Genomic DNA, 25,342 nt, shown 5'->3' on the forward strand with positions numbered 1-25,342 from the left:
GCATTGTTACGTAGATCACTACTTATCGGACTGTAAAAACTACGCAAACCGCCCGGAGGGGTAATGCAATCCCCAACGAGATGTGATGCAATGCACATCGACAGTATCTAACGATGGAGGGGTCACAGTGAGTGAGATTGCCGTGCCACAGTCGTTCTCGATCCCCGAGAACACGTCGATGGCCGACAGCGTCTTCCGGCACGAGAAGGAATCGCCGGAGTTCGTGCCGTTCGAGCGACTGGTCGACGGCAAGTGGGTTCCGGTCACCGCGCGTCAGTTCGCGTCCGAGGTCCGCGCCGTGGCCAAGGGCCTGATCGCCTCCGGTATCGAGCTGGGCGACCGCGTGGCCGTCCTGTCCGCCACCCGCTACGAATGGGTCCTGCTGGACTACGCGATCTGGACCGCGGGCGGCGCCACCGTCGCGATCTACGAGACGTCCTCGGCCGACCAGGCCCAGTGGATCCTCGAGGACTCCGGCACCAAGCTCCTCATCGTCGAGAACTCCGATCACGTCGAGACCGTGCGCGAGGTCGCCGAGGGCGCCCCCACCGTGCGCGAGGTGCTGCAGATCGAGCCCGCACCCGGCGGCAAGAGCGCCGTCGACGAGCTCGTCGCGCGCGGCGCCGCCGTGACCGACGAGCAGGTCGAGGAACGCCGGCACCAGGTCACGGCCGAATCCGCAGCGACCCTCATCTACACCTCCGGCACCACGGGACGGCCGAAGGGTGTGCAGCTCAAGCACCGCCACTTCGCGTCCGAGTCCGCGGCCTGCGCCCTCGCACTGCCCGATTCGATGCACGAGGGTCAGCGCACGCTGCTGTTCATCCCGATGGCGCACGTCTTCGCGCGCCTGATCTCGTTCGCCGCCTTCGACAGCAAGGTCACGGTGGGTCACACCTCCGACCTCACGACGCTGCTCGATCAGTTCGCGGTCTTCAAGCCGAACTTCATCCTGTCGGTGCCCCGCGTGTTCGAGAAGGTCTACAACTCGGCCAAGCAGAAGGCCTACGACGGCGGCAAGGGCAAGATCTTCGAGAAGGCCTCCGACGTCGCGATCGAGTACAGCAAGGCGCTCGAGAACGGCGGCCCCGGGCTGGGCCTGAAGATCAAGCACTTCGTGTTCGACAAGCTCGTCTACGGCAAGCTCAAGGCAGCGCTCGGCGGCAACGTCACCAAGGCCGTGTCCGGCGGCGCCGCACTCGGCGCACGTCTCGGCCACTTCTTCCGCGGTGTCGGCGTCACCATCTACGAGGGCTACGGCCTCACGGAGACCACCGGCGGCATCATCATGAACACCCCGGCCGCCCAGAAGATCGGCACCGTCGGCACGCCGTTCAACGGGTGCGCGGCGAAGATCGCCGAGGACGGCGAGCTGCTCCTCAAGGGTCCCCAGGTGTTCGACGGCTACTGGCAGAACGAGAAGGCCACCGAGGAAGCCATCCGCGACGGCTGGTTCCACACCGGCGACATCGGCACGATCGACGAGGACGGTTTCATCTCGATCACCGGCCGCAAGAAGGAACTCATCGTCACTGCGGGCGGTAAGAACGTGGCTCCGGCGATCCTCGAGGATTCGCTGCGTGCCCACCCGTTGATCAGCCAGGTCATCGTCGTCGGCGATTCCAAGCCGTTCATCGGCGCCCTGATCACCCTCGACCCGGAGGCCCTGCCGGGCTGGCTCGACCGCCACGGCCTGCCGGCCGGTACCACGGTCGCGGAACTGATCAAGAACCCCGACCTGATCGCCGAGATCGACACCGCGGTCGAGGAGACCAACAAGAAGGTCTCGAAGGCCGAGTCGATCCGGAAGTACCGCATCCTCGACACCGACTTCAGCATCGAGAGCGGCGAGCTCACCCCGACGCTCAAGCTCAAGCGCAACATCATCCACGAGAAGCACGGCGCCGAGATCGCCGCGATCTACAACTGACGCCCGGCACACGGCCGCGCCCCTCGCCGACGTGAGGGGCGCGGCCGTCGTCGTTCCCGGGGGTGGAAGGTCAGCCGCGCGGATCGAGCACGAAGTCGGCGACGTCCGAGGTCACCCGGCGGTGCACGGGTTCGTGCAGCAGGTCGTGCCCGGCATCCTCGTACTCGTTCAGGCGCGCCCGCGGTACCGACGCCGCCCACCGGCGTACCGGATCGAGAGGGGCGAGCCGGTCGTCGACACCGTGGACCAGCAGAACCGGCAGGTCGGCCGCGCGGAGCGAGTCGGCCGTCGCGGGGAGGGCCGCGGTGCGCGGTGTGCCGCACAGTACGACACCACCGAACGGACGGCCGCCGGTCTGCAGCGTGGCCAGGACCGTCGCCGCCCCCAGCGAGTGCCCCATCGCCACGAGGGGAAGTCCGGATCCGGCTGCCAGTCCGGTGAGTGCGGCGAAGTCCTCCGCATGGTCCGTCACCTGCCCCGGGGTGCCGGGCTCTCCCTCGGAGAGACCGTGCCCGGCGAGGTCGAGCCCCCACAACGCGATGCCGTGGGCGGCGAGACCGGCGGCGAAGCGGTGGTAGTGCCCGGTGTGCTGATTGAACCCGTGGGCGAAGACCACCGCGGCGCGCGCGTCGTCGACGGGCCAGCAGCGCCAATGGACCCGGCCCACGGCACCCGGGAAGAAGGTCAACGGCATGGGATCATTCTCGCGGGAAGCCGGAGGTCACCAGCATCCGCCTTCCCCGCGGTAGGTGGGCACCTCGGTTCGACCGTTCTCGTCCACGAGATACACCCGGTCGAATCGTTCGCACAGTTCGCCGGCCTTCGCATGCCGGAACCAGACCCGCCCGCCGATCCCGATGCCGGCAGCAGCCCGTCCCGTGACGGGGGTCTGGACCTCTCCGGCGCCTTCGGTGCGCAACAACGTCAGTCCCGCGGGGCGCACGGGCCGCGGTATCCGGGACGCACCCGCCGGGCCGGAGGCGATGTATCCCCCGCCGAACAGCGTCGTGACGGACGGCGTGGGTTTCCGGACCGCCGGAAGCGCGAAGAACATCGCCGGATGCGGAGTGAAGGCGCGGTAGCCGTCGAAGAGGGTCGGGACGTACAGGCCCGACCCCGCGGTGGCCTCGGTGACGACAGGATCGGCGGTGGTCACCTCGAGCGACCCGGTTCCGCCGCCGTTGACGAGTTCGAGATCTCCCACGACCGAACGCACGGCGTCGACCACGGCACGACGCCGCGACGCGAGTTCCCGCGCCGACGCGCGCTTGACCAGACGGACCGGAAACGACGAGTCCGCGAGGCCCGCGATCTGCGCCTCGTAGAACATCACGCCCACGACGGCGAAGCCGTCCTCGTCCGCTCGTCTCGCCAGGAGGGCGGCATCCTCGGGCGAGCGCACGGGAGAGCGCCGCACGCCCACATGGACCGGGCCGATCCGGAGCGAGGCGTCGACATCCAGGCAGACTCGCGGACGGATGTCGCTGCCGCCCGTCGCCTCCCGCACGATCCGCAGTTGCTCCGGTGAATCCACCATGAGGGTCACCGCTGCGAGTGCCTCCGGACGGGCACCGAACTCGGCGAGGGCGGCGCGATCGACCGTCGGATAGCCCAGGAGGATGTCGCGCGCATCGTGGTCGAGGAGCCACAGCGCTTCGCGCAGCGAATACGCCATGATGCCGCGAAAGCCTTCGCGCGCAGTCAGTTCCGAGCCGAGCACCTCCTCGAGCACGGCGCGGCAGCGCACCGACTTGCTCGCGACGCGCACCGGTACACCCGCTGCACGACGGATCAGGTCGTCGGCGTTGCGCCGCAGGGTGGGCAGATCCAGTGCGGCGAACGGCGGGTCCAGATCGGCGGTCGCGGCGTCCACCCGGTCGAGGGCGTCGTCGTGGGTGGAGGCGGCACGGAGCACGGTCGATTCCTTCGTGAGCGGTCGGTTCAGGAACGTTCTACGGCACGGTCCGCGATGATGTCGGCGACGACTCCCAGTTCCGCTGCCACGGCGTCGCTGTCGCGGTCCACGAGCCATCGCAGCACGAGGCCGTCGAGCAATGCCAGCGACAGTCGCGCGAGCGTCGCGGTGGGCAACGTCCATTCGACGCCGCACCGAGCGGCGCAACTGTCGAGGAACAGGTGGGCCTGCTCGTCCATCAGCGTGTACTGCTGCACGGCGATGTCGCCGCTGGTGGGAGCACCGCTCGTCCGTTGCCGCACAGAGTAGGTCGTGATCTCGTAGGTGAGGGTCTGGAGTCCGGGGGTGGACTCGATCGCGGACCACACGGCGTGCAGACCGGCTCGGAGCATGGAGCGCAGGCAGTCGACACCGCCGGACTGCTGCTCGCCCACCGGTACGTCGAACGCCCCGTGCATGGCACCGGCGAGTTGTTCGACGACGGAGTTCGCCATCGCCACGACGAGGGCTTCCTTGCTGTCGAAACAGTAGTGGACCACGCCCAGCGACACCCCGGCCTTCTCGGCGACGGCGCGCACCGTGACGGCTCCGACTCCCCCGCCTGCGGCGAGTTCCAGTGCGGCGGCCACGAGTTGCGTGCGGCGCTCGTCGGCAGGCAACCGATTCGACATGCCCCGATGGTAGAGGCCCGGCACGATTCCGGGACAGGTGTTGACCTGGACGCTCGTCCAGGTCGATGATGGGGCCATGGCCACCTGGCACAACTGGGCGCGTACCGAGGTCGCGTCACCCCGGCACTTCGATACCCCGGGGACGGTCGACGACCTCGCGCGCGTCGTCGCGGCAGCCTCCGACCGCGGCGAACGCGTCAAAGCCGTCGGCGCCGGGCACTCCTTCACCGGCGTGGCCGTCACCGACGGCACGCTGATCTCCCTCGACCGCATGTCGGGGATCGCGGCCGTGGAGCCGACACCGACCGGCGCCCGGGTCGCCGTGCAGGCCGGAACACGTCTCCGCGATCTGGGCGACATGCTGTGGGCGCAGGGCCTCGCCGTACCCAACCTCGGGGACATCGACGTCCAGTCGCTCGCCGGGGCGATCTCCACCGGCACCCACGGCACCGGCGGGGCGTTCCCCGGACTGGCCGGCGCGGTGTGCGCGACGACGATCGTGCTCGCGGACGGCCGGGTCGTCGACTGCTCCCCCGATCACGAATCCGAGCTGTTCGAGGCGTCGCGGCTCGGGCTCGGCGCCCTCGGCGTCCTTGCGACCGTGACGCTCGAGTGCGTTCCGGCATTCCGGTTGCGCGCCGAGGAAGCACCCTCGTCGCTGCAGACGACCCTCGATGCTCTCGACGAACTACGCAGCGGGACAGACCATTTCGAATTCTACTGGTTTCCGCACACGGACGGGGTCCTCGTCAAGCGCAACACCCGGCTTCCGGGCACGACACCGGTGCGGCCCGTCGGGCGGATCCGCGGCCTCGTCGACGACGAGGTGCTCTCCAACGGGGTGTTCGCGCTCTTCCAGGAAGCCGGAACGCGCCGCCCCGGCACCATCCCGGCACTCAACCGCGTGGCGTCGCGGGCGTTGTCGCCGCGCACCTTCGTCGACCGCAGCTACCGGGTCTTCGCGTCCGCGCGCCGGGTGCGGTTCCGCGAGATGGAGTACGCGCTCCCCGTCGAGCACCTTCCGGAAGTCCTCCGCGAGATCGACGAATGGTTGCAGCGCAACGACACACGCGTCGGTTTCCCGGTCGAGGTGCGATTCGCGCCGGCCGACGACGTGTGGCTGTCCACCGCGCACGGCCGTGATACCGCGTACGTGGCGGTGCACCAATACCATCGGCGCGACCACCGCCCGTTCTTCGACGGTGTGGAGCCGATCCTGCGTGCCGCGCAAGGCCGTCCGCACTGGGGCAAACTCCATTCCCTCACCGCCCTCGAACTGCGGGAGATCTACCCGCGATTCGACGACTTCCTCGCCGTGCGCGATCGCGTGGATCCGGGCCGCACCTTCGGCAATCCGTACCTGCGCAGGGTTCTGGGAGACTGACGAAACGTCGACTCAGAGGAAGGCGGCGTCCCACGAATTACGCCGCAGCACCTCACGCTCGGCTTCGGTGAGACCGAGCGCGTCTGTCAGGCCCACGAGATTGTCGTCGACGTATCCGCCGAAATAGGCGGGATCGTCCGAGTGCACACTCACCGCCAGGCCCTCCGCGAGCATCCGGCGGAGAGGGTGTTCGGCGAGCGAATCCACCGCGCGCAGGCGGACATTCGAGAACGGGCACACCGTGAGGGGGATGCGTTCGTCGACCAGGCGGGCGACCAGTGCGGGATCCTCCAGCGAGCGGATCCCGTGGTCGATACGTTCGGCGCCCAGCAGGTCGAGTGCCTGCCACACGTACTCCGGCGGCCCCTCCTCCCCCGCATGGGCCGTCACGTGCAGACCCTCGGCCCGCGCCCGGGCGAAGACGTCCTCGAACAGCGAGGGGGGATAACCGACCTCCGCGGAGTCCAGACCGAGACCGATGATCGGCGCACCGAGCCGCAACAGTTCGCCGAACACCTCGTGAGCCTCGGGTACGGGACGATCACGCACGATCGACGCGATCATCGCCGCATCGATACCGAACTCGCGGCGGGCACCGGCGACCGCATCCGACAGCCCCGCCACCACCTCGTGCACGGCGACACCGCGCGCGGTGTGGGCCTGAGGGTCGAAGAAGAATTCCGCACGGGTGACTCCCGCCCGCGCCGCGCGAGCGAAATAGGCGCGGGCGAGGTCCGCGAAATCTTCGGCCGTGCGGAGGACCGCCATGTTGGCGTAGTAGAGATCGAGGAACGACTGCAGGTCGTCGAATGCGTAACGACTGCGCAGGTCGTCGAGATCGCGATAGGGCAGTGCGATCCCGTTGCGTTCGGCGAGGATGAATATCAGTTCGGGTTCGAGCGTGCCCTCGATGTGCACGTGCAGTTCTGCGAGGCCCTCGGGCACCTGATCTTCACCTGTTCCTTCGTCGCGGGTCGCGACCGTCCATTGCGGCCGCGGGTCGCGACCGTCCGTCACGGTCGCGGGGCGCGACCGTCGCTCAGCGGCCCTTCCACACGGGAGGCCGCTTCTCGGCGAAAGCAGTGGCTCCCTCGCGCGCGTCCTCCGACGTGAAGATGGGCGCCATGATCTCCATCTGCTTCGCGAACGCCTCCTCGCGCGACCAATCACCGGATCGGACGATGATCTCCTTGGTCGCCGCGACAGCGAGCGGACCGTTCGCAGTGATGCGCTCGGCCAGCTCGAAGGCGCCCTCGAGCGCCCCGCCGGGTTCGGTGAGGCTGTTGACGAAACCATAGCCGTAGGCTTCTTCGGCGGTGAAGGCGTCCCCGGTGAGCGCCAGCTCGAGCGCCTTCTGATAGGGAATTCGCGAGGGCAGCCGCAGCAGGCCGCCGGCACCGGCGACCAGACCCCGCTTGACCTCCGGAATACCGAACTTCGCGTTCTTCGCCGCGACCACGAGGTCCGTGGCGAGTACGAGTTCGGTTCCTCCTGCGAGAGCGAATCCCTCGACGGCGGAGATCAACGGCTTACGGGGCGGTGCCTCGGTGAATCCGAGACCCTTGCCCGGAACCACCACGTTCTCTCCCGCGACGAACGCCTTCAGGTCCATGCCGGCACAGAAGGTGCCGCCGGCACCCGTGAGCACACCCACGGAGAGCGAATCGTCGGCGTCGAGTTCGTCGACGGCGTCGGCGAGCGCGTGGCTGACCGCGGCGTTGACCGCGTTGCGCGCCTCGGGCCGGTTGATCGTGATGACGAGAACACGATCGCGGCGTTCGAGCAGGACTTCGTCGGACATGGACACACCTCTCCGCTTCGGATGGCCGGGCTCCCGGCTACAGGCTGTATACCCGATGGGAACCTGTTCCAGGAGTCACGACACCCGAACGGCGATCTGATCGACGAAGCCGTCGCCGTCGATGCGTACCTGATCCCCCGTGCGGAACCAGCCCTCGTCCGTGAAGGCACCTGCGGTGGCGGACGGATCGCGCCAGTACCGCCTGGCCACACTCGGGCCGCGGCACAGCAATTCACCGACGCCCTGCTCGGCGTCGGGTCCGAGCAGGGCGACCTCGATCCCCCCGAACGGCACCCCGACGCTGCGTGGATGGCGGGGACGATGCTCCGAGGGCAACAGCAGACCGATTCCCCCGGTTTCGGCGACGCCCCACCCCCGCACACATCGCGATGCGGGGAAGGCGGCCCGGAGATGGCGCCAGGGTGCGCGGATCACCCGCGAGCCCGCGACGGCCACCGTCCCCCCGAACGCGAGGGTGGGCAGCAACTGCACACTGCATCCGACCGCGGTGGCCAGCGGGGCCGTCAGCACCGTGCGAACACCCCCGCCCTCGAGGTCCATCGCGTGGGCGACGGCTTCGATGGTGGACAGCACGTTGGTATTGGTGAGTTCGACTCCGCGCAGGCCACCACCGGCGACACGCACGTAGTAGAGCAGTGCGAGTTCGTCCGGAGCGGCCCCACCGTCGAGGAAGGCCACGCCATCGGGCAGGTCACCGTCGAGGGTCAGTACGGCGCCGCTGTGGGCCTCGACCTCCGCGACCTCCTCGGGTGTGCAGCTCGGATCGGGTAGCACCGGGACCCCGCCGGCCAGCACGATTCCCAGGAACCCGACGAGCCAGAGGAAGCCGTTGGGGCGATCGAGCACGACACGGTCGGCGGGGCCGACTCCCTGATCGAGCAGCCCACCGGCGACGCGTGCGGCGGAGGCCCACAATTCGCGGTAGGTCAGCACACGCCCGGAGCGGTCGACCACCGCGGCACGATTGGCGAAGCGCAACGCGCTGCGGTCGAGAAGCTCGGCGAGACAGGGTTCCAGACAGTCGTACTCCAGGAGGCCGTCCTCACGGCGGATGACTCTGTCGTCCTTGAGCCACCGACCCCCCACAGGGACTTTCACCACAGCCAACGACATGCCACCTCCCACCCGGCGCGCGTGCCTGAACTATATGGTGTGGATCACAACCCTGTGAGCAAAACTCCGCGTCACGGGTACTTCCGGAACGGAAGGATGTGCGCGGATCAGCGTCGGCGGATCAGGCCGTCGACGCCGGTGAGCGGACTCCTGTGCTGCGCAGGCCTTCCTGGCTCGCGGGTCGTTCGAACGCCAGTACGGCCACGAGCCCGATCGTCAGGACCGCGACGGGCAACCACAGTGATTCCGCCATGGCGGCAGCGAACGGCGCACGCAGCGCGTCCGGCAGTACGGTCGCGTCCATCTCCGACGAACCCCCGGCGGTGATTCCGTTCGCCGACAGCCGGGTGGCCATCATCGCTCCGAGAGCGGCGCTGCCGAGTACCGCGCCCACCTGGCGCATCGTGTTGTACACACCGGAACCCGCTCCGGCCCGGTTCAGGGCGAGCCGGTCGGTCGCGGTGGCGGACAGAGGGGACCAGATCCCGGCGTTCGCGATACCGATCAGGGCGATCGGCAGCAGCAACTGCCAGACCTCCGTGTCCGGGGTCATCACGAGCGCGAGCCATCCCAATCCCACGATGAGCAAGGTGAATCCGGTACCGGCGATCACCCGCGGGTGGATACGGTCGACGAGTCTTCCGACCACGGGTGCCAGTGCCCCGCTGAAGACCGCCATGGGAACCATGAGCATCGCGGCGCCGGTCGGGCTCAGACCGCGCACCGACTGGGCGTAGAACATGATCGGCAACATCACGCCGGTGATGGCGAAGCCCATCGTCGCGATCCCGATGTTGGCCAGACCGAAATTGCGGTCCCGGAACAGGGACAACGGTACGAGCGGTTCCCCGCGGGTGCGCGCCTGCTGCACGACGAAGACGCCCAGCAGCGCGGCGCCGGTGACGATGAGCACCCACACGCGGGTCGTCCACTGGAACGAATTGCCTTCCTGGATGCCGAAAACGAGACAGAACATGCCCGCGCCGCTGAGCAGCATCCCGAGCATGTCGAAACGGTGGGGGTTCGTGGACAACACGGGTACGTACTTGACGGCCAGCGCGAACCCGATCACCCCCACGGGCACGTTCACGAAGAAGATCCACTCCCAGCCCAGGCCGTCCACCAGCACGCCACCGGCCAGCGGACCGACCAGCGTCGCGACACCGGCCACCGCACCCCACAGACCCATGGCGACCCCCCGGCGCTCACGAGGGAAGATGCGAGTGACCACGGCCATCGTCTGCGGCGACATGAGCGCCGCGCCGAAGCCCTGGAACACCCTCGCGACGATGAGCATCTCGATCGTGGACGACATCCCGCACCACAGCGATGCGATCGTGAACAGCACCAGTCCGACGAGATAGACCCTCCGCTGGCCGAATCGGTCGCCGAGACGGCCTGTCACCAGCAGCGGCACGGCATACGCGAGCAGATACGCGCTCGTGACCCACACGACCGCGTTGATCTCCGCGCCGAAGGTCCGCATGATCGCAGGATTGGCGACCGCGACGATCGTGCTGTCCACCAGGATCATGAAGAAGCCGAGGCACAACGCTCCCAGCGCCGCCCATCGGGCACTCTCCGGCATCTCGCTCGCCGCCGCGTCGGACCCGCGCACGGTCGTGTCCCCCCTACTGCTGTCGCTCACCAAGATCACTCCCCTCGTAGGGGGTCTACGGTAATCGGGTGGACCCACATATCTCGAGCATCGCCGCGCTCGGCTGGTGTCGCGCTCTGGGCCTACCCGACGACGCCCTCACCGAGCCCGGCCGCGTCACACGGATCGACGACTCCGTTCGCGACGTCCGGCTGCTCACCGTCGGCCGCAGCACGGCGATCGTGGGGCCGGCCGAGGCGGTCTCGCGTCTCGAGGGCGAACCGGAGCCGGCGGAACTCGACGCACCCCGCCTCGAAACAGTCGTCGCAGGTCACGCGGGACGCACCGAGATCCTCGGTCTGTGCACCGACTGGATCGATGCGACACGCGTGGAGAATCCGCTGGTCTCCCACGACCCGGCGGATCTGGAGGAGCTGCTGCGGCGCTGCCCGCCCGACGACGTCGCCGAGGCCGAACTGGCCCCGGCCGGATCGTCCGGGCTGTTCGTCCTGCTCGACGACGATCACCGTCCGTTCGCCGGGGCGGCGTACCGGGAAGTCGGGTCGTTGCTGGCCGACATCCGGGTGATGACGGCACCCGAGACGCGCCGACGGGGCATGGCCTCGACGGCCGCGACTCTCGCCACCCACGACGCGCTCGACGCCGGGCTCGTTCCGCTCGCCCGGACCCGCCGCGACAACCGTGGAGCCCGCACCGTCGCGGCGGTGTCGGGTTACGAGATGTGGGGAACCCTGGTCACGGTCCGGGTCCCGCCGGGCGGCCGGCCGTGAAATCCGGGAGACCGCGCACTCGGGAAGACAGGAAACACCGGGAAGGGATGCACAGGTGACCGAGAACAAGTACGTCGAGCCGGGCGCGGAGTTCACGCGCGACACCCACTACATCGCGACCCGCATCACCGCCGACGGACGTGACGGTTATCCCGTCGAGGCGGGCCGCTACCGGCTCGTGGCTGCCCGGGCGTGCCCGTGGGCGAACCGTGCCCTGATCGTGCGGCGGCTGCTGGGACTCGAGGACGCACTGTCGCTCGGACTGTGCGGACCGACACACGACGAACGCAGCTGGACGTTCGATCTCGACCCCGGCGGAATCGATCCGGTCCTGAGGATCCCGAGACTGCAGGACGCCTATTTCGCCCGCTTCCCCGGATACGACCGCGGTATCACGGTTCCGGCCGTCGTCGACGTCCCGACCGGGCAGGTCGTGACGAACGACTACGCACAGATGACCCTCGACTTCTCGACCGAGTGGACTCGGTTCCATCGCGAGGGCGCGCCGGACCTGTATCCCGAACCGCTGCGGGACGAGATCGACGAGGTGGCCGAGGTCGTCTACCGGGACGTCAACAACGGGGTGTACCGGTGCGGTTTCGCCGGCTCACAGGAGTCCTACGACACCGCCTTCGACCGGCTCTTCGCACGCCTCGACTGGCTCGAGGAACGCCTCGGAGCGAGGCGCTATCTCGTGGGCGAGACGATCACCGAGGCGGACGTGCGCCTGTTCACCACGCTCGTGCGTTTCGATCCCGTCTACCACGGCCACTTCAAGTGCAACCGGAACCAGTTGTCGGCCTTCCCCGCACTGTGGGCCTACGCGCGCGATCTGTTCCAGACACCCGGCTTCGGGGACACCGTCGACTTCGTCCAGATCAAACAGCACTACTACCTGGTGCACACCGACATCAACCCGACGGGAATCGTGCCGAAGGGACCGGGACTGTCGAACTGGCTCGAACCGCACGGGCGCGAGGCGCTCGGCGGGCGGCCGTTCGGGGACGGCACACCACCGCCCCCGCCGCCCGCCGGCGAGATCGTCCCCGAATCGCACGGCCCCGTGACCCGGTCCCGGTAGACCCCCTATACCCGGCTGGGCCGGTAGGTGCCGATACTCCAGTACACGCCCTGCGGGTCGCGGCAGGTGAAGCCGTGCGATCCGTAGTCCTCGTCACGGAGTTCGATCGTCACGCTCGCGCGGCGGGCCGCATCCTCGTCGTCGGCGGACGCGAGGACCCTCTCGTACAGGGCGTCGACGGCCTTCTCGTCGGAGAGCACGAGATAGACCGTGCCCTTGTCGGCGTGCTGGTCGAGCGGTGACTCGCGGCCGGCCGAACCGAGCATGACGCCACCCCCGTACGGCCAGTGCAGGGCTGCGTGGTCGACGCGGTCTCCCTCCCCGTAGATCTCCGAGGCGACGAACCCGAGAGTGTCCAACAGGAAGCGGATCGCACCGCGGGCGTCGGTGTAGGCGAGGCACGGCCACACGGTGTCGGCAGTGGGCGTGCCGGTCACGGACTGTTGCGTGAAGTTCGCTGTGTTCGTCATGGCTTCGAGTGTCGCGACCGTTGTCTCAGTCGTCTTGGACGAATGGGAACACTTCGTCCTCGAGCCAGCGGGAGGGCGGCAGGCCGGCCAGATCACGCCAGTCGCGGGCGAGATGCGCCTGGTCGTAGAAGCCGCAGTCCGCCGCGATGTCCGACAGGCGCCGACGTGGGTCGGCCCGCAGCATCTTCCGCGACCGGTCGAATCTGGCCACCCGTGCCACGTCCTTGGGTGACAGACCGAACTCGGCTGCACATCGGCCGGCGAGATACCGCCGGCTCCACCCGAGTTCGTCGGCGACGGCGCGCACCGGGAGGGTGGGATCGGACACCAGCAGGCGCCAGGCGTGAGCGAGGCTCCGCTCCGGTCCCGTCGAGCGCGCCGCGATCAGCCGCCGGGTGAGAATCCGGTCGAGGACGGAGAAGCGTTCCTGCCAGGAGCCGGCCGCGGCGATCCGGTCGGACAACTCGCGAGTGTCCGCGCCGATGACGTCCTCCAGATCGACCGCCCACGGGCCGAGCGCGGCGGCCGGCACGCCCAGCAGGGCACGCGCGCCCGCCGGGCTGAGCGCGAGCTGGATTCCGTGCTGGCGGCCGTGGTGGACCACCGGCACCGGCCGGGTCGACAGTCCGCCCGCGAGAGAGTCGAATCGGTCGGGAGACCGTCCGTCCTCGCGACCGAGTTCGACGGGTTCGGAGATCGTGAGGATTACGGTGACGTCCGGAGAGGGCATACCCAGATGGGTCCCTGCCGGGAAACCGTCGAGCCGGTACCCCTCGTACGAGCGTACGTAGGGTGTCAGCAAGGGCAGCGGACGCCCTCGGGCGCCGTCCGACACTCCGCTTGCGGACTCGGTCATGGACCCAGCGTAGTGAGAGCGGACCGGATGACAAGAGCACCGGAGAACAGGGGCATGATGAGCAGGAAAGCAGGCGTCGCGGAGGCTTTTGTCGTCAAGATGCTGGACAACGGCTCGAGGCTGCAGGGGCCTGCCGTGGCGAAGTACGTCGAGCTCCTCCGCCGGGCGAATCCCGACGAGTCCCCGGCGCAGATCATCGAGAGGCTCGAGAAACAGTTCCTCCTCAGCGTCACCGGGAGCGGGTCGGCGGCCGGGGCGACCGCGGCTCTGCCCGGGGTCGGGACCATCGCCGCGATCGGGGCGGTGGGCGCCGAGACGGCCTTCTTCTTCGAAGCCTCCGCACTGCTCACCCTGGCCATCGCGTCGGTGCACGGAATCGAGCCCCACGATCACGAGCAGCGCCGGGCCCTGGTCCTCGCGGTCTCGCTCGGCGATGCGGGCCGGGAGATCGTCGCGGCCGCGACGGGTACGTCCTTGCGCAACTGGCCGAAGGCCCTGACCACCCAGGCGGGCGGCAGTCAGCTGAAGACGCTGAACAACTCGCTGCTCAAGCGGTTCATCCGCCGATATCTCGCCAAGCGCAGCCCGCTGTTGATCGGCAAACTGGTGCCCGCCGGTATCGGCGCCGCGATCGGCGGTGTGGGCAACCGTGCTCTGGGCAAACGCACGATCCAGAACGCCCGCGACGCCTTCGGCCCGCCCCCGGCGGCATGGCCGTCCACGACTCCCGTCCTCCCGCAGAACGGAGTGGCGCCCGTCGTCGAGACCGGCGTCCCGGTATCGAAGGACTGATCGTGCCCGCGTCCGGGAAGGTCCACGTGCACGAGTCCGGCGCCGGAGATCGCACCGTCCTGTTGCTGCACGGGTTCTCCGATCACGGCGGCACATGGTGCAAGGTCGCCCCCGGCATCGCCGAGCACCACCGGGTGCTCACGGTGGACCTTCCCGGTTTCGGACGTAGCGCGCAGCACTGGCGGACGCCCGTACTGGACCACTACGTCGACGTCGTGGCCGATCTCGTCGCCGATCTCTCCCAGCCGGTGTCCCTGGTGGGGAACTCGCTCGGCGCGGTGACGGCACTCGTGTTCGCGTCGGTTCATCCCTCGCGCGTCGACCGGGTGGTGCTCGCCGACATGCCGGGACTGGCGGGGATCCCGCGGCTCTGGACACGGGGAGCCCGGGTGCCCGTCGAACTGTCGCGGGCGCTGTTGCGTCCGCTTCCCGCCCCGGTCGTGCAGCGGGCCGTGGGCGCCCTGTACGCGCGGGCGGCGGTGCACCGACGCGGCACCTTCGACCCGGCGGTGCGTACGGCTTTCGCTGCGAACTACGCGACGCGCGGCCAGGTCGACACGCTGCTGTCGGTGGGCCGGCATGCGATCGGGGAGCTCGGCCGCCTCCCCATCCCGGAGATGGTGCACGCACTGGACATGCCCGCTCTGTTGCTGTGGGGCGCACGGGACCGCCTGACACCCGCTCGTGCAGCACGACGGGTGAACGTCGGCGATCGGCGGCGCGTGGTGATCCTTCCCGATGCCGGACACTGCCCCCAGCTCGACGCGCCGCGCGAATTCCTCGACGCCGTCCTGCCCTTCCTGGCGTGACCCGTAAGCTCACGGCGACCGCGGCACGAGGTCGCGGCAGATCTCGACGAAGCGGGGGTTCGCATCTGTGACTGCACCGTCAGCGCCACCGCCCTACGGCACATCCGACCCGCGCTCCCTCCGGACGGTGCCGACCCGCGCCTCCCAGTCGGTGTCGCCCACGGGTATCGCCGTGGACGGACTGACCAAGACCTTCGGCGAGCACACGGTCGTGGCCGACATGCGGTTCACCGTGCCGCCGGGGTCGATCACCGCCTTCCTCGGTCCCAACGGGTCGGGCAAGACCACCACACTCGGCATGATGCTGGGGCTGATCCGGCCGAGCGCCGGGGATGCCTTCGTCGACGGTGTGAGGTTCACGGAACTGCAGCATCCGGCCCAGGTCGTCGGGGCGGTACTGGACGCTCGCAGCGCCCACCCGAGGCACACGGCACTGACACACCTGCAGGTCTACTGCGCCGCGATCGGCGTGCCCGACGAGCGCGCGATGCGGATGCTCGACCTCGTCGGCCTGGGGTCGGTCGCGAAACGTCGCCTGGGTGAGTTCTCCCTCGGGATGCGTCAACGACTCGCCCTGGCCACGGCACTGATCGGGCAACCGCGTTATCTGGTGCTGGACGAACCCGCGAACGGACTCGTCCCCGAAGGCATGGCCTGGTTGCGCGACTTCCTGCGCGCCTTCGCCCACAACGGCGGGACGGTGCTGATCTCGAGCCACATCCTGCGGGAGATCGAACAGATGGCCGACCGCCTCGTCGTCATCGCGAACGGAAGCCTGGTCATGGAGAGCACCATGGCCGCCCTCCGTGCGGCCTACCGGTCGCGGGTGTTCGTCGCATGCTCGGCTCCGGCGCGGCTCGCGACCGCGCTGGCCGCCGCGGGACATCCCGATGCGCAGATCCAGCAGGACGGGCGTCTCGCCGTGGCCGGTGTCGACCCCGACCGCATCGCCGAGATCGCGGCGGCGGTGGGTGTGGAGTTGTTCGGTACGAGTGTCGAGCACGTCGATCTGGAGCAGGTCTATCTGGCGATGACGGCCGGTCGCTACGCCGCGGCGCCGGTCTCGCAGTATCCGCACGATCCCGGTGCCCAGCAGTACCCGCACGCCCAGCAGTACCCGCAGGCCCAGCAGTACCCGCAGCCACACTGGGGGCAGCAGCAGTGGGAACAGCACCGACAGTGGGGGCAGCCTTCCCACGGCTCCCCGGCCGCCGGTCCTCCCCCGCAACCTCCGTCACCGAACCGTCCACCGACCACACCCGGAGAGCCGACCCCGTGACCGCGCTTCTGACCGCCGAATTCCGCAAGGTCGTGAGTCTGCGCTACTGGTGGATCCTCGGCCTCGCTCCCCTGCTCGTCGGCCTGTTCTGCGGCGCACTGACCCTGCCGGTCGCGCGCCGGCTCGAATTCGGCTTCGGTGACGGATTCGCCGAAGCCGTCGCCGCCGCGGTGGGCATCTCGCTGGCCCTGTCGCTGGTGTTCCTGTTCGCGGCGGTCTTCGGCGCAGTCGAGACCAGCAGTGAGTTCACGCACCGGACGATCGTGACGACCTTTCTCACCACGCGCGGACGCGATCGGGTGCTCGCCGCGAAGTTCGCGATCGTCGCCGCGATCGGACTGCTCTACTGCATCGTCGCGGAAGTCGCCGCAGCCGCGACGCTCGTGTTGTTCGGGGGAGGATTCGACGGTGCCGACCTCGGTTCGGTCGCCAAGGTCCTGGCCATCGGGTTGTTCTGCGCCCTGATGTGGTCGCTGATCGGGGCAGGCCTCGGATTGCTCACCCGGTCCACGGCGGGAAGCGTCCTCGCGATCTGCGCCTGGGTACCGTTCGGTGAGTCCGTGGTCTCGCTGGTTCTGCACGGCCTCGGTCTCGGCGCGCTCGCGTCGTATCTGCCGGCACAGGCCACCTGGTACACCCTGTTCTCGTCCGTGTCGATGCCCGACGACGTCGTGCTGGAGATGACCTGGCCGCAGGCCCCGCTCGTGCTGGTCTTCTGGACGGTGCTGCTGTGCGGACTCGGATGGTGGCGGACCCGCAGCCGGGACATCACCTGACCGTTCGCCCAGGCACGGGCGGGTGCCTCGCCGCACGACTCCGGTCTGTCGTCTCACGGCGCTAGTGTCGATTCGGTGGCACACGACCCGACTCCACACGCGCAGGGATGGATTTCCCGGCTCGTCGCCGAAGCTCTGCGTCACCGCACCACGGCGCTCGGGGCGCTCGCCGTCACCGTCGTCGCCGCCCTGATCGACATCACGTTCCCGCTGTTGACGAAGGTCGCGGTGGACAGTGCGACCGGTCAGGGAAGTGTGCCCGCGGACGATCTGCGTCTGATCGGTCTCGCAGCCGGTGCGATCGCGTTCGGCGCGGTGGTCCGGTTCGGGTGCCAGTACGGCCGGCGCATGCTCGCCGGCCGCCTGTCGCTCGACGTACAGCACGGCCTGCGGCTGCGTCTGCTCGGCTCGTTGCAACGTCTCGACGGGCCCGGACAGGACCGGATCCGAACCGGTCAGGTGGTCTCTCGCTCGATCACCGACCTGCAGCTCCTCCAGGGACTACTGGCGATGGTGCCGATGTCCGCGGGGGCATTGCTGCAGTTCGTGCTCGCGCTGGTGATCATGACGACGCTCTCTCCGCTGCTCACGCTCGTCGCGGTGGCCACGGTCCCGATCATCGTCGTGATCGTCCGGGTGGTGCGTCCGAAACTGTTCGCCGCGACCTGGTCGGCGCAGCAACGGGCAGCCGACCTCGCCCAGCACGTCGAGGAGACGGTCACCGGGGTCCGTGTGGTCAAGGGATTCGGCCAGGAATCCCACGCCGTCGACCAGCTCGAGGAGCACGGTCGCAGGCTGTACGCCGAGCGTCTGCGCGCGGCCCGGATCAACTCGTGGTTCTCGGCACCGCTGGGCGCGGTGCCGCAGTTCGGGCTCGTCGCCACCATCGCTGTCGGAGGGCTGCTCGCGCTGGACAGCAGGATCACCGTCGGAACGTTCGTGGCCTTCACGGCCTATGTGGCCACGATGACCGCCACCACCCGCACGCTCTCGCAGGTCGTGATCATGGCCCAGTTGTCGCGGGCGGCGGTCGAGCGGGTGTACGAGGTGATCGACACCGAGCCCGAGGTCGCCGATCCGCCGAACCCCGCTCCGCTGCCCGACGGCCCACTCGGCGTCCACTTCCGGGACGTGACGTTCGGCTTCGACGACCGGGATGTGCTGCGCGGACTCGACCTCGAGATCGCGCCGGGCGAGACCGTCGCGATCGTCGGGCCTGCGGGTTCGGGCAAGACCGTCCTGTCGCTGCTGCTTCCCCGGTTCTACGCGCCGCACAGCGGTGCGGTGTGCCTGACCTCGGACGGCCAGGACATCGATATCGCCTCGCTCCGGGCCGACGACCTGCGCGGAGCGGTCGGTCTCGTCTTCGACGAGCCGTTCCTGTTCTCCGATACGGTCGCGGCCAACATCGCGCTCGGCAGGCCCGATGCGACGGACGACCGGATCCGGGCCGCAGCGGTAGCGGCACGTGCGGACGAGTTCGTCGACGCGCTCCCCGAGGGCTACGACACCGTCGTCGGCGAACGGGGGCTGACCCTGTCCGGTGGACAGCGCCAGCGCGTCGCGCTGGCACGGGCTCTGCTCGTCGATCCGCGAGTGTTGATCCTCGACGACGCCACATCCGCGGTCGACGCCGAGACGGAGGCCGCGATCTACGGCGCCCTGCGGGCGGGCCGGCGCCGCACGACGCTCGTGCTCGCCCATCGCCGCTCGACGCTCGCGCTCGCCGACCGGGTAGCCGTCCTCGACGAGGGCCGCATCGTCGACATCGGGACGGTCGACGAACTCGACGAGCGCAGTCCCGTCTTCCGGCGCCTGCTGTCGGCCGACGACGAGGACGCCCCCGGCCCGCAGCGACCTGCCGTGGCCGGGGAATTGTGGCCGGAGGAACCCGATGACGACGCGGTCGACAGCGCCCGTGGTGTGCCGGCGGCTGCCGGTGGACCGCGCGGGGGCGGTCACGGCGGGCCGATGTCCGGTGCGTTCGGTGAGGTGGCTCCGACTCCGGAACTACGCGCCGCCGTCGCCGCCCTTCCACCTGCCACCGAGACTCCGGGACACGCCCCGGCGCTGCAGTCCGCCGCCTTGCGTCTGCCCGACCCGCACTTCCGCCTGCGGACGACGCTGCGGCCGGTACGGCTGTTGCTCGCTGCCGTCGTGCTGTGTCTGGCGGTGGAGTCGTTGACGAACATCGCCTTCCCGTCGCTCGTACGGTTCGCCGTGGACCGCGGCGTCACGCCGGGCGATCCGGCCCGGCTGTGGCAGGCCGCGGCCGCCGGCGTCGCCCTCGCGCTGCTGGGGTGGATCGCGGTCGCGGTGCTGACCGTGCTCACCGCACGGGCCGGAGAGCGGGTGCTGTTCGCGTTGCGGGTGCGCTCCTACGCGCACCTGCAACGCCTCGGTCTCGACTACTACGAGCGCGAACTGTCGGGCCGGATCATGACCCGGATGACGACCGACGTCGACGCGCTGTCGCAGTTCATCCAGACCGGACTGTCCACTGCGGTGGTGGCGGTACTGACCCTCACCGGGATCTCGGTGGCGCTGATCGTGACGGACGTGTCGCTGGCTCTGGTGGTGCTCGCCGTGCTGCCGGTGCTGGCGATCGCGACGCTGTGGTTCCGCAAGGTGTCGGGGAGGGTGTACGCGCAGTCGCGGGAGCGCATCTCCCTGGTGAACGCGGATTTCCAGGAGAACGTCACGGGCCTGCGCGCCGCGCAGGCGTACCGCCGGGAGGAGGTGGCAGCGCGACGTTTCGCCGAGCGCGCGGAGGCCTATCGGCGCAGCCGCCTGCGGTCGCAGCGGGCGATCTCGCTGTACTTCCCGTTCATCACCTTCCTGTCCGACCTGGCGCTCGCCGCTGTCGTCTTCGCCGGCGCGCGGGAGGTCGCGTCGGGGGCGATCGGTCCGGGTGTGCTCATCGCGTTCGTGCTGTACCTGAACCTGCTGTTCGCTCCCATCCAGCAGTTGTCGCAGGTCTTCGACGGTTACCAGCAGGCCCGTGTGGGACTGCGGCGGATCGGTGAGCTGCTGCGCACGCCGAGTTCGCTCGAATCGGGTGCCGAGGGAACGGTCACCGTCGAGGGGCACCTCCGGGGCGAGGTGGAACTGCGCGGGGTGAGCTTCCGGTACCGCGAGGCCGAACGCGAGGCGCTGTCGGATGTGGATCTGACGATCCCGGCGGGTTCGACGGTCGCGCTGGTCGGCCGCACCGGTGCCGGGAAGTCGACCGTCGTCAAACTGCTCGCCCGGTTCTACGACCCGACCTCGGGTTCGGTGCGGGTGGACGACACCGACCTGCGGCAGTACCGCCTGCGCGACTATCGCGGCCGGCTCGGTGTGGTGCCGCAGGAAGCGCATCTGTTCACCGGGACGGTGGCGACCAACATCGCGTACGGCCGGCCCGACGCGTCGCGCGAGCAGATCGAGTCGGCCGCGCGGGCAGTCGGGGCCCTGGACATGATCGCCGGTCTGTCCGGCGGGATGAACCATCCCGTCGGCGAGCGCGGTCAGGGCCTGTCCGCGGGTCAGCGCCAGCTCATCGCGCTCGCGCGCGCCGAACTGGTGGACCCCGACCTGCTGTTGCTCGACGAGGCCACCGCGACGCTCGATCCGGCGACGGAGCGGGCGGTGCTCGAAGCGGGGGCGACCGTCACCCGTGCCCGGACCGCGGTGATCGTCGCTCACCGGCTCGCGACTGCCGCCCGCGCAGACCTCGTGGTGGTCGTCGACGACGGCCGGATCGTCGAGTGCGGACCGCACGAAGAGCTTCGCCGGGCAGGCGGTCTGTACACCACTTTGTGGCAACTCGCCACCGGCGGTCTCGTTCCCGAAACGACCGAAGCCCTGCTCGTCGCCGTTCCGGCAGAATCGAATATGAGACCGTCCTCACGTTTGTAACGGGGCGCGCGCTGCACCGATGCCCCATAGAGGGAATAATCGGCTGTCGAGAACCGTCATCGATGGAGACCCCATCGCACCAGATTGTGAGGTAGCCCACCGTCATGCGCGGCCGGTTCGGATCGTCACATGCTACGGGCTAGCCTCATATTCACAGGCGCTCCGATCGGGTACCGAAGAAAGAAACGAGGCGAACAACTGCCGTGAGCAGCAGCTCTACATCACAGTTCGGACAAAACCAGTGGTTGGTTGACGAGATGTACCAGCGCTTCCAGGACGACCCTTCGTCCGTGGACGCCAGCTGGCACGAATTCCTCACCGACTATTCGCCGGAAGCCGCGGTGGCCGGAGGTACCAACGGCTCCGGCACCGCCACGACCGAGAAGCCCGCGCCGAGCTCGAAGCCTGCGCCGAGTTCCTCCGCTTCTTCCGCCCCCGCGACGAAGGCTGCACCTTCCAGTACTGCGTCGAAGGCCACCCCCTCCACCCCCGCAGCGAAGGCCGCGCCCTCCGCCCCCGCAGCCAAGGCTGCGCCGAAGGCCGCACCCCAGCCCAAGGCCGAGTCCGCACCCGCGAAGCCGGCCCCGAAGCCCGCAGCCTCCCCGACGGGTCAGGCCACCGAGGAGAAGAAGGTTCTGCGCGGCGCCGCTGCTGCCGTTGCGAAGAACATGAACGCCTCGCTGTCGATCCCGACGGCAACCAGTGTTCGCGCGGTGCCCGCGAAGTTGATGTTCGACAACCGCATCGTCATCAACAACCATCTCGCCCGCACCCGGGGCGGCAAGGTCTCGTTCACCCACATCCTCGGTTACGCGATCGTCCAGGCGGTCAAGTCGTACCCGAATATGAACAACCACTTCGCCGAGATCGACGGCAAGCCGAACCTCGTGGTTCCGCAGCACACCAATCTCGGTCTCGCGATCGATCTGCCGGGCAAGAACGGGCAGCGCTCGCTGGTCGTGGCGGCCATCAAGAACTGCGAGACGATGAACTTCGCGCAGTTCTACTCCGCCTACGAGGACATCGTGCGCCGTGCCCGCGACGGCAAGCTCACCGGCGAGGACTTCTCCGGCGTCACCATCTCGCTGACGAATCCGGGCGGCATCGGCACCGTGCATTCGGTCCCGCGCCTGATGCAGGGCCAGGGCGCCATCATCGGCGCCGGCGCGATGGAGTACCCCGCGGAGTTCCAGGGCGCGTCCGACGAGCGGATCGCCGAGATGGGCATCGGCAAGCTGCTGACGCTCACGTCCACCTACGACCACCGTGTGATCCAGGGTGCGGAGTCGGGTGAGTTCCTCAAGCGGATCCACGAGCTGCTCATCAGCGACGACTTCTACGACGGCATCTTCCACACCCTGCACATCCCCTACGAGCCGGTCCGCTGGCGCAAGGACGTGCCGGAAGGCCTCGTCGACAAGCACACCCGTGTGCTCGAGCTCATCGCCGCCTACCGCAGCCGCGGCCACCTCATGGCCGACACCGATCCGTTGCAGTTCGTGCGCGACAAGTTCCGTTCGCACCCCGACCTCGACGTGACGACCCACGACCTGACGCTGTGGGATCTCGACCGCGAGTTCAACGTCGGCGGCTTCCACGGCCGGCAGAAGATGAAGCTGCGCGACGTGCTGTCGGTGCTGCGCGACGCCTACTGCCGCCACGTCGGTGTCGAGTACACCCACATCCTCGAGCCGGAGCAGCAGCAGTGGCTGCAGGAGCGGGTCGAGGCCCACCACGTCAAGCCGACTGTCGCCCAGCAGAAGTACATCCTGAGCCGCCTCAACGCCGCCGAGGCGTTCGAGACGTTCCTGCAGACCAAGTACGTGGGCCAGAAGCGCTTCTCGCTCGAGGGTGCCGAGTCGGTCATCCCGATGATGGACGCGATCATCGACCAGGCCGCCGAGCACGCGCTCGACGAGGTCGCGATCGCGATGCCGCACCGTGGCCGTCTCAACGTGCTCGCGAACATCGTGGGCAAGCCGTACTCGCAGATCTTCTCCGAGTTCGAGGGCAACCTGAACCCGTCCGCCGCTCACGGTTCCGGCGACGTGAAGTACCACCTCGGCGCCGAGGGCACCTACATCCAGATGTTCGGCGACAACGACATCAAGGTCTCGCTCACCGCGAACCCCTCGCACCTCGAGGCGGTCAACCCGGTGCTCGAGGGCCTCGTCCGCGCCAAGCAGGACATCCTGGACAAGGGCGAGGACGGCTTCACCGTCCTTCCTCTGCTGCTGCACGGCGATGCGGCCTTCGCCGGTCAGGGCGTCGTGGCGGAGACCCTCAACCTCGCGCTGCTGCGTGGCTACCGCACCGGTGGCACCGTGCACATCGTCGTCAACAACCAGGTCGGTTTCACCACCGCGCCGGAGCACTCGCGTTCGTCCGAGTACTGCACCGACGTGGCGAAGATGATCGGTGCGCCGATCTTCCACGTCAACGGTGACGATCCCGAGGCCTGCGTGTGGGTCGCGCAGCTGGCCGTGGACTTCCGCGAGAAGTTCCACAAGGACGTCGTGATCGACATGATCTGCTACCGCCGCCGCGGTCACAACGAGGGCGACGACCCGTCGATGACCCAGCCGGCCATGTACGACGTGATCGACACCAAGCGCAGCGTACGCAAGAGTTACACCGAGGCCCTGATCGGTCGCGGCGACATCTCGCTCAAGGAAGCGGAAGACGCCCTGCGCGATTACCAGGGCCAGCTCGAGCGTGTCTTCAACGAAGTGCGTGAACTCGAGAAGTACCCGCCGGAGCCGTCGGAGTCGGTCGAGCTCGACCAGACCCCGCCGAAGCGCCTCGACACCTCGGTCGACCGTTCGGTACTCGAGCGGATCGGTGATGCCTTCGCCGAGGCTCCCGAGGGCTTCACGGTCCACCCGCGCGTCAAGCCGGTGCTCGAGAAGCGGCGCGAGATGTCCCGCAACGGCAAGATCGACTGGGCCTTCGCGGAGCTGCTCGCGTTCGGTTCGCTGGCCGAGGAGGGCGCCCTGGTGCGTCTGGCCGGTCAGGACTCGCGTCGCGGCACGTTCACGCAGCGTCACTCGGTCATCATCGACCGCAAGACCGGCGACGAGTACAACCCGATCGCGACGCTGGCCACGCAGGCCGGCAACGGCGGCCGCTTCATGGTCTACGACTCGGCACTGACCGAGTTCGCGGGTCTGGGCTTCGAGTACGGCTACTCAGTGGGCAACCCCGACGCGCTGGTGCTGTGGGAGGCGCAGTTCGGCGACTTCGTCAACGGTGCGCAGTCGATCATCGACGAATTCATCTCGTCGGGTGAGGCCAAGTGGGGTCAGCTCTCCGACGTCGTGCTGCTGCTGCCGCACGGCCACGAGGGCCAGGGTCCCGACCACACCTCGGGCCGTATCGAGCGCTGGCTGCAGCTGTGCGCCGAGGGCTCGATGACGGTCGCGGTTCCGTCGACCCCGGCGAGCTACTTCCACCTGCTGCGTCGCCACCACCTCGACGGCATCCGCCGCCCGCTCGTGGTGTTCACGCCGAAGTCGATGCTGCGCAACAAGGCCGCGGTCAGCAATGTCGAGGACTTCACGCAGGGCAAGTTCCGCTCGCTGCTCGAAGAGGTTCCCTACGAGGAGGGCACGGCCGACCGGTCGAAGGCCACTCGTGTGCTGCTGACCTCCGGCAAGATCTACTGGGAACTGCTGGCGAAGAAGCAGAAGGAAGGTCGTGACGACGTCGCGATCGTGCGCATCGAGCAGCTGTACCCGGTGCCGCGTCGTCGCATCGCCGAGACCCTCGAGCAGTACCCGAACGCCACCGAGTTCTTCTGGGTCCAGGAGGAGCCGGCGAACCAGGGTGCGTGGCCGTTCCTCGGCCTCGCGCTGCCGGAACTGCTGCCCGAGAAGCTCAGCGGGATCAAGCGCGTGTCGCGTCGTGCGATGTCGGCACCGTCGTCCGGTTCGAGCAAGGTCCATGCTGTCGAGCAGCAGGAGATCATCGAGAAGGCCTTCGGTCGCTAGAAGCTCCGTTTCGGACCCTTCGGGCCCTTGACGGTTCTCATGTGAGCCGGGTCGGTTCGTCCCACGAGGACGATCGACCCGGCTCACGCCTTTTCACGGCCCGCAGGTTCGCGGGTGTTTCGGGTCCGACCTGACGGGCACCCTCCGGACGACACCCGAGCCGTCCT

At 68.7% G+C, this 25,342-nt stretch carries 19 protein-coding genes; 10 read left to right on the top strand and 9 right to left on the bottom strand.

The window, feature by feature from the left end:
* Window positions 1-127 precede the first annotated feature (127 nt).
* Window positions 128-1,930 (top strand): AMP-dependent synthetase/ligase, encoded by a 1,803-nt coding sequence (locus MOM01_RS09505; protein ID WP_241385179.1) that lies wholly within the window; start codon window positions 128-130, stop codon window positions 1,928-1,930.
* A 70-nt stretch (window positions 1,931-2,000) separates the two neighbouring features.
* On the opposite strand, the gene MOM01_RS09510 is transcribed toward MOM01_RS09505, so the two are convergent.
* From MOM01_RS09510 to MOM01_RS09520, 3 genes are read right to left on the bottom strand one after another with little or no spacing between them, the layout of a single operon-like run.
* Window positions 2,001-2,624, bottom strand: a complete 624-nt coding sequence (locus MOM01_RS09510) for an alpha/beta hydrolase (protein WP_241385180.1) — start codon at window positions 2,622-2,624, stop codon at window positions 2,001-2,003.
* Between the two features lie 27 nt (window positions 2,625-2,651).
* Window positions 2,652-3,845, bottom strand: coding sequence for an amino acid deaminase/aldolase (locus MOM01_RS09515; protein WP_241385181.1), 1,194 nt, complete (start codon window positions 3,843-3,845; stop codon window positions 2,652-2,654).
* Window positions 3,846-3,871: 26 nt separating this feature from the next.
* The gene (locus tag MOM01_RS09520) at window positions 3,872-4,516 is read right to left on the bottom strand and encodes a TetR/AcrR family transcriptional regulator (protein ID WP_241385182.1); all 645 of its coding nucleotides are present in this window, start codon (window positions 4,514-4,516) and stop codon (window positions 3,872-3,874) included.
* 76 nt (window positions 4,517-4,592) lie between these two features.
* Here MOM01_RS09520 and MOM01_RS09525 point away from each other — a divergent pair, with 76 nt between their 5' ends.
* The gene (locus MOM01_RS09525) at window positions 4,593-5,900 is read left to right on the top strand and encodes a D-arabinono-1,4-lactone oxidase (RefSeq protein WP_241385183.1); all 1,308 of its coding nucleotides are present in this window, start codon (window positions 4,593-4,595) and stop codon (window positions 5,898-5,900) included.
* A 12-nt stretch (window positions 5,901-5,912) separates the two neighbouring features.
* On the opposite strand, the gene MOM01_RS09530 is transcribed toward MOM01_RS09525, so the two are convergent.
* The 4 genes from MOM01_RS09530 to MOM01_RS09545 all read right to left on the bottom strand — a co-directional run bounded on the left by MOM01_RS09530 (window position 5,913) and on the right by MOM01_RS09545 (window position 10,423).
* On the bottom strand, window positions 5,913-6,845 hold the full coding sequence (locus MOM01_RS09530) for an adenosine deaminase (protein WP_241385184.1): 933 nt from the start codon (window positions 6,843-6,845) through the stop codon (window positions 5,913-5,915).
* A gap of 94 nt (window positions 6,846-6,939) precedes the next feature.
* Window positions 6,940-7,701: a crotonase/enoyl-CoA hydratase family protein gene (locus tag MOM01_RS09535; RefSeq protein ID WP_241385185.1), complete on the bottom strand. Its 762-nt coding sequence runs from the start codon at window positions 7,699-7,701 to the stop codon at window positions 6,940-6,942.
* A 75-nt stretch (window positions 7,702-7,776) separates the two neighbouring features.
* Entirely contained in the window at window positions 7,777-8,835 is a 1,059-nt protein-coding gene (locus MOM01_RS09540; protein WP_241385186.1) for a class I adenylate-forming enzyme family protein, read from the bottom strand.
* 121 nt (window positions 8,836-8,956) lie between these two features.
* Window positions 8,957-10,423, bottom strand: a complete 1,467-nt coding sequence (locus MOM01_RS09545) for a DHA2 family efflux MFS transporter permease subunit (RefSeq protein WP_241385490.1) — start codon at window positions 10,421-10,423, stop codon at window positions 8,957-8,959.
* A gap of 98 nt (window positions 10,424-10,521) precedes the next feature.
* Between MOM01_RS09545 and MOM01_RS09550 the strand changes: the two genes are divergently transcribed.
* Both MOM01_RS09550 and MOM01_RS09555 read left to right on the top strand, forming a co-directional pair.
* On the top strand, window positions 10,522-11,223 hold the full coding sequence (locus MOM01_RS09550; protein WP_241385187.1) for a GNAT family N-acetyltransferase: 702 nt from the start codon (window positions 10,522-10,524) through the stop codon (window positions 11,221-11,223).
* A 55-nt stretch (window positions 11,224-11,278) separates the two neighbouring features.
* Window positions 11,279-12,304 carry a glutathione S-transferase family protein gene (locus MOM01_RS09555; protein ID WP_241385188.1) on the top strand — a complete coding sequence of 342 codons (1,026 nt, stop codon included), beginning with the start codon at window positions 11,279-11,281 and terminating at the stop codon, window positions 12,302-12,304.
* Between the two features lie 5 nt (window positions 12,305-12,309).
* Here MOM01_RS09555 and MOM01_RS09560 read toward each other — a convergent pair whose 3' ends face one another.
* A complete protein-coding gene (locus MOM01_RS09560) occupies window positions 12,310-12,774 on the bottom strand; it encodes a VOC family protein (protein ID WP_241385189.1) in 465 nt (154 codons plus the stop codon).
* 25 nt (window positions 12,775-12,799) lie between these two features.
* Window positions 12,800-13,630: a helix-turn-helix domain-containing protein gene (locus MOM01_RS09565; RefSeq protein ID WP_241385190.1), complete on the bottom strand. Its 831-nt coding sequence runs from the start codon at window positions 13,628-13,630 to the stop codon at window positions 12,800-12,802.
* A gap of 57 nt (window positions 13,631-13,687) precedes the next feature.
* Here MOM01_RS09565 and MOM01_RS09570 point away from each other — a divergent pair, with 57 nt between their 5' ends.
* The 6 genes from MOM01_RS09570 (at window position 13,688) to MOM01_RS09595 (ending at window position 25,175) form a co-directional block, all read left to right on the top strand.
* Window positions 13,688-14,422 (top strand): hypothetical protein, encoded by a 735-nt coding sequence (locus MOM01_RS09570; protein WP_241385191.1) that lies wholly within the window; start codon window positions 13,688-13,690, stop codon window positions 14,420-14,422.
* A gap of 2 nt (window positions 14,423-14,424) precedes the next feature.
* Window positions 14,425-15,231 (top strand): alpha/beta fold hydrolase, encoded by an 807-nt coding sequence (locus MOM01_RS09575; protein WP_241385192.1) that lies wholly within the window; start codon window positions 14,425-14,427, stop codon window positions 15,229-15,231.
* Window positions 15,232-15,463: 232 nt separating this feature from the next.
* A complete protein-coding gene (locus MOM01_RS09580) occupies window positions 15,464-16,510 on the top strand; it encodes an ATP-binding cassette domain-containing protein (protein WP_441347289.1) in 1,047 nt (348 codons plus the stop codon).
* Window positions 16,507-17,286: an ABC transporter permease gene (locus MOM01_RS09585; RefSeq protein WP_241385193.1), complete on the top strand. Its 780-nt coding sequence runs from the start codon at window positions 16,507-16,509 to the stop codon at window positions 17,284-17,286. The genes MOM01_RS09580 and MOM01_RS09585 overlap by 4 nt, the downstream gene beginning before the upstream one ends.
* Window positions 17,287-17,361: 75 nt before the next feature.
* Entirely contained in the window at window positions 17,362-21,186 is a 3,825-nt protein-coding gene (locus MOM01_RS09590) for an ABC transporter ATP-binding protein (protein ID WP_241385194.1), read from the top strand.
* A gap of 257 nt (window positions 21,187-21,443) precedes the next feature.
* Window positions 21,444-25,175 (top strand): multifunctional oxoglutarate decarboxylase/oxoglutarate dehydrogenase thiamine pyrophosphate-binding subunit/dihydrolipoyllysine-residue succinyltransferase subunit, encoded by a 3,732-nt coding sequence (locus tag MOM01_RS09595; RefSeq protein WP_441347290.1) that lies wholly within the window; start codon window positions 21,444-21,446, stop codon window positions 25,173-25,175.
* The last annotated feature ends 167 nt before the right edge of the window (window positions 25,176-25,342 follow it).

Origin of the sequence: Rhodococcus sp. CH91, assembly GCF_022554085.1 — a bacterium.
Lineage (GTDB): Bacteria > Actinomycetota > Actinomycetes > Mycobacteriales > Mycobacteriaceae > Rhodococcus.

What these genes read in the sequence shown, in the direction of transcription:
- MOM01_RS09535 (WP_241385185.1), bottom strand. Translation starts at nt 7,701, where the DNA reads ATGTCCGACGAAGTCCTGCTCGAACGCCGCGATCGTGTTCTCGTCATC.
- MOM01_RS09570 (WP_241385191.1), top strand. Translation starts at nt 13,688, where the DNA reads ATGAGCAGGAAAGCAGGCGTCGCGGAGGCTTTTGTCGTCAAGATGCTG.
- MOM01_RS09565 (WP_241385190.1), bottom strand. Translation starts at nt 13,630, where the DNA reads ATGACCGAGTCCGCAAGCGGAGTGTCGGACGGCGCCCGAGGGCGTCCG.
- MOM01_RS09525 (WP_241385183.1), top strand. Translation starts at nt 4,593, where the DNA reads ATGGCCACCTGGCACAACTGGGCGCGTACCGAGGTCGCGTCACCCCGG.
- MOM01_RS09510 (WP_241385180.1), bottom strand. Translation starts at nt 2,624, where the DNA reads ATGCCGTTGACCTTCTTCCCGGGTGCCGTGGGCCGGGTCCATTGGCGC.
- MOM01_RS09560 (WP_241385189.1), bottom strand. Translation starts at nt 12,774, where the DNA reads ATGACGAACACAGCGAACTTCACGCAACAGTCCGTGACCGGCACGCCC.
- MOM01_RS09545 (WP_241385490.1), bottom strand. Translation starts at nt 10,423, where the DNA reads ATGCCGGAGAGTGCCCGATGGGCGGCGCTGGGAGCGTTGTGCCTCGGC.
- MOM01_RS09540 (WP_241385186.1), bottom strand. Translation starts at nt 8,835, where the DNA reads ATGTCGTTGGCTGTGGTGAAAGTCCCTGTGGGGGGTCGGTGGCTCAAG.
- MOM01_RS09520 (WP_241385182.1), bottom strand. Translation starts at nt 4,516, where the DNA reads ATGTCGAATCGGTTGCCTGCCGACGAGCGCCGCACGCAACTCGTGGCC.
- MOM01_RS09595 (WP_441347290.1), top strand. Translation starts at nt 21,444, where the DNA reads ATGTACCAGCGCTTCCAGGACGACCCTTCGTCCGTGGACGCCAGCTGG.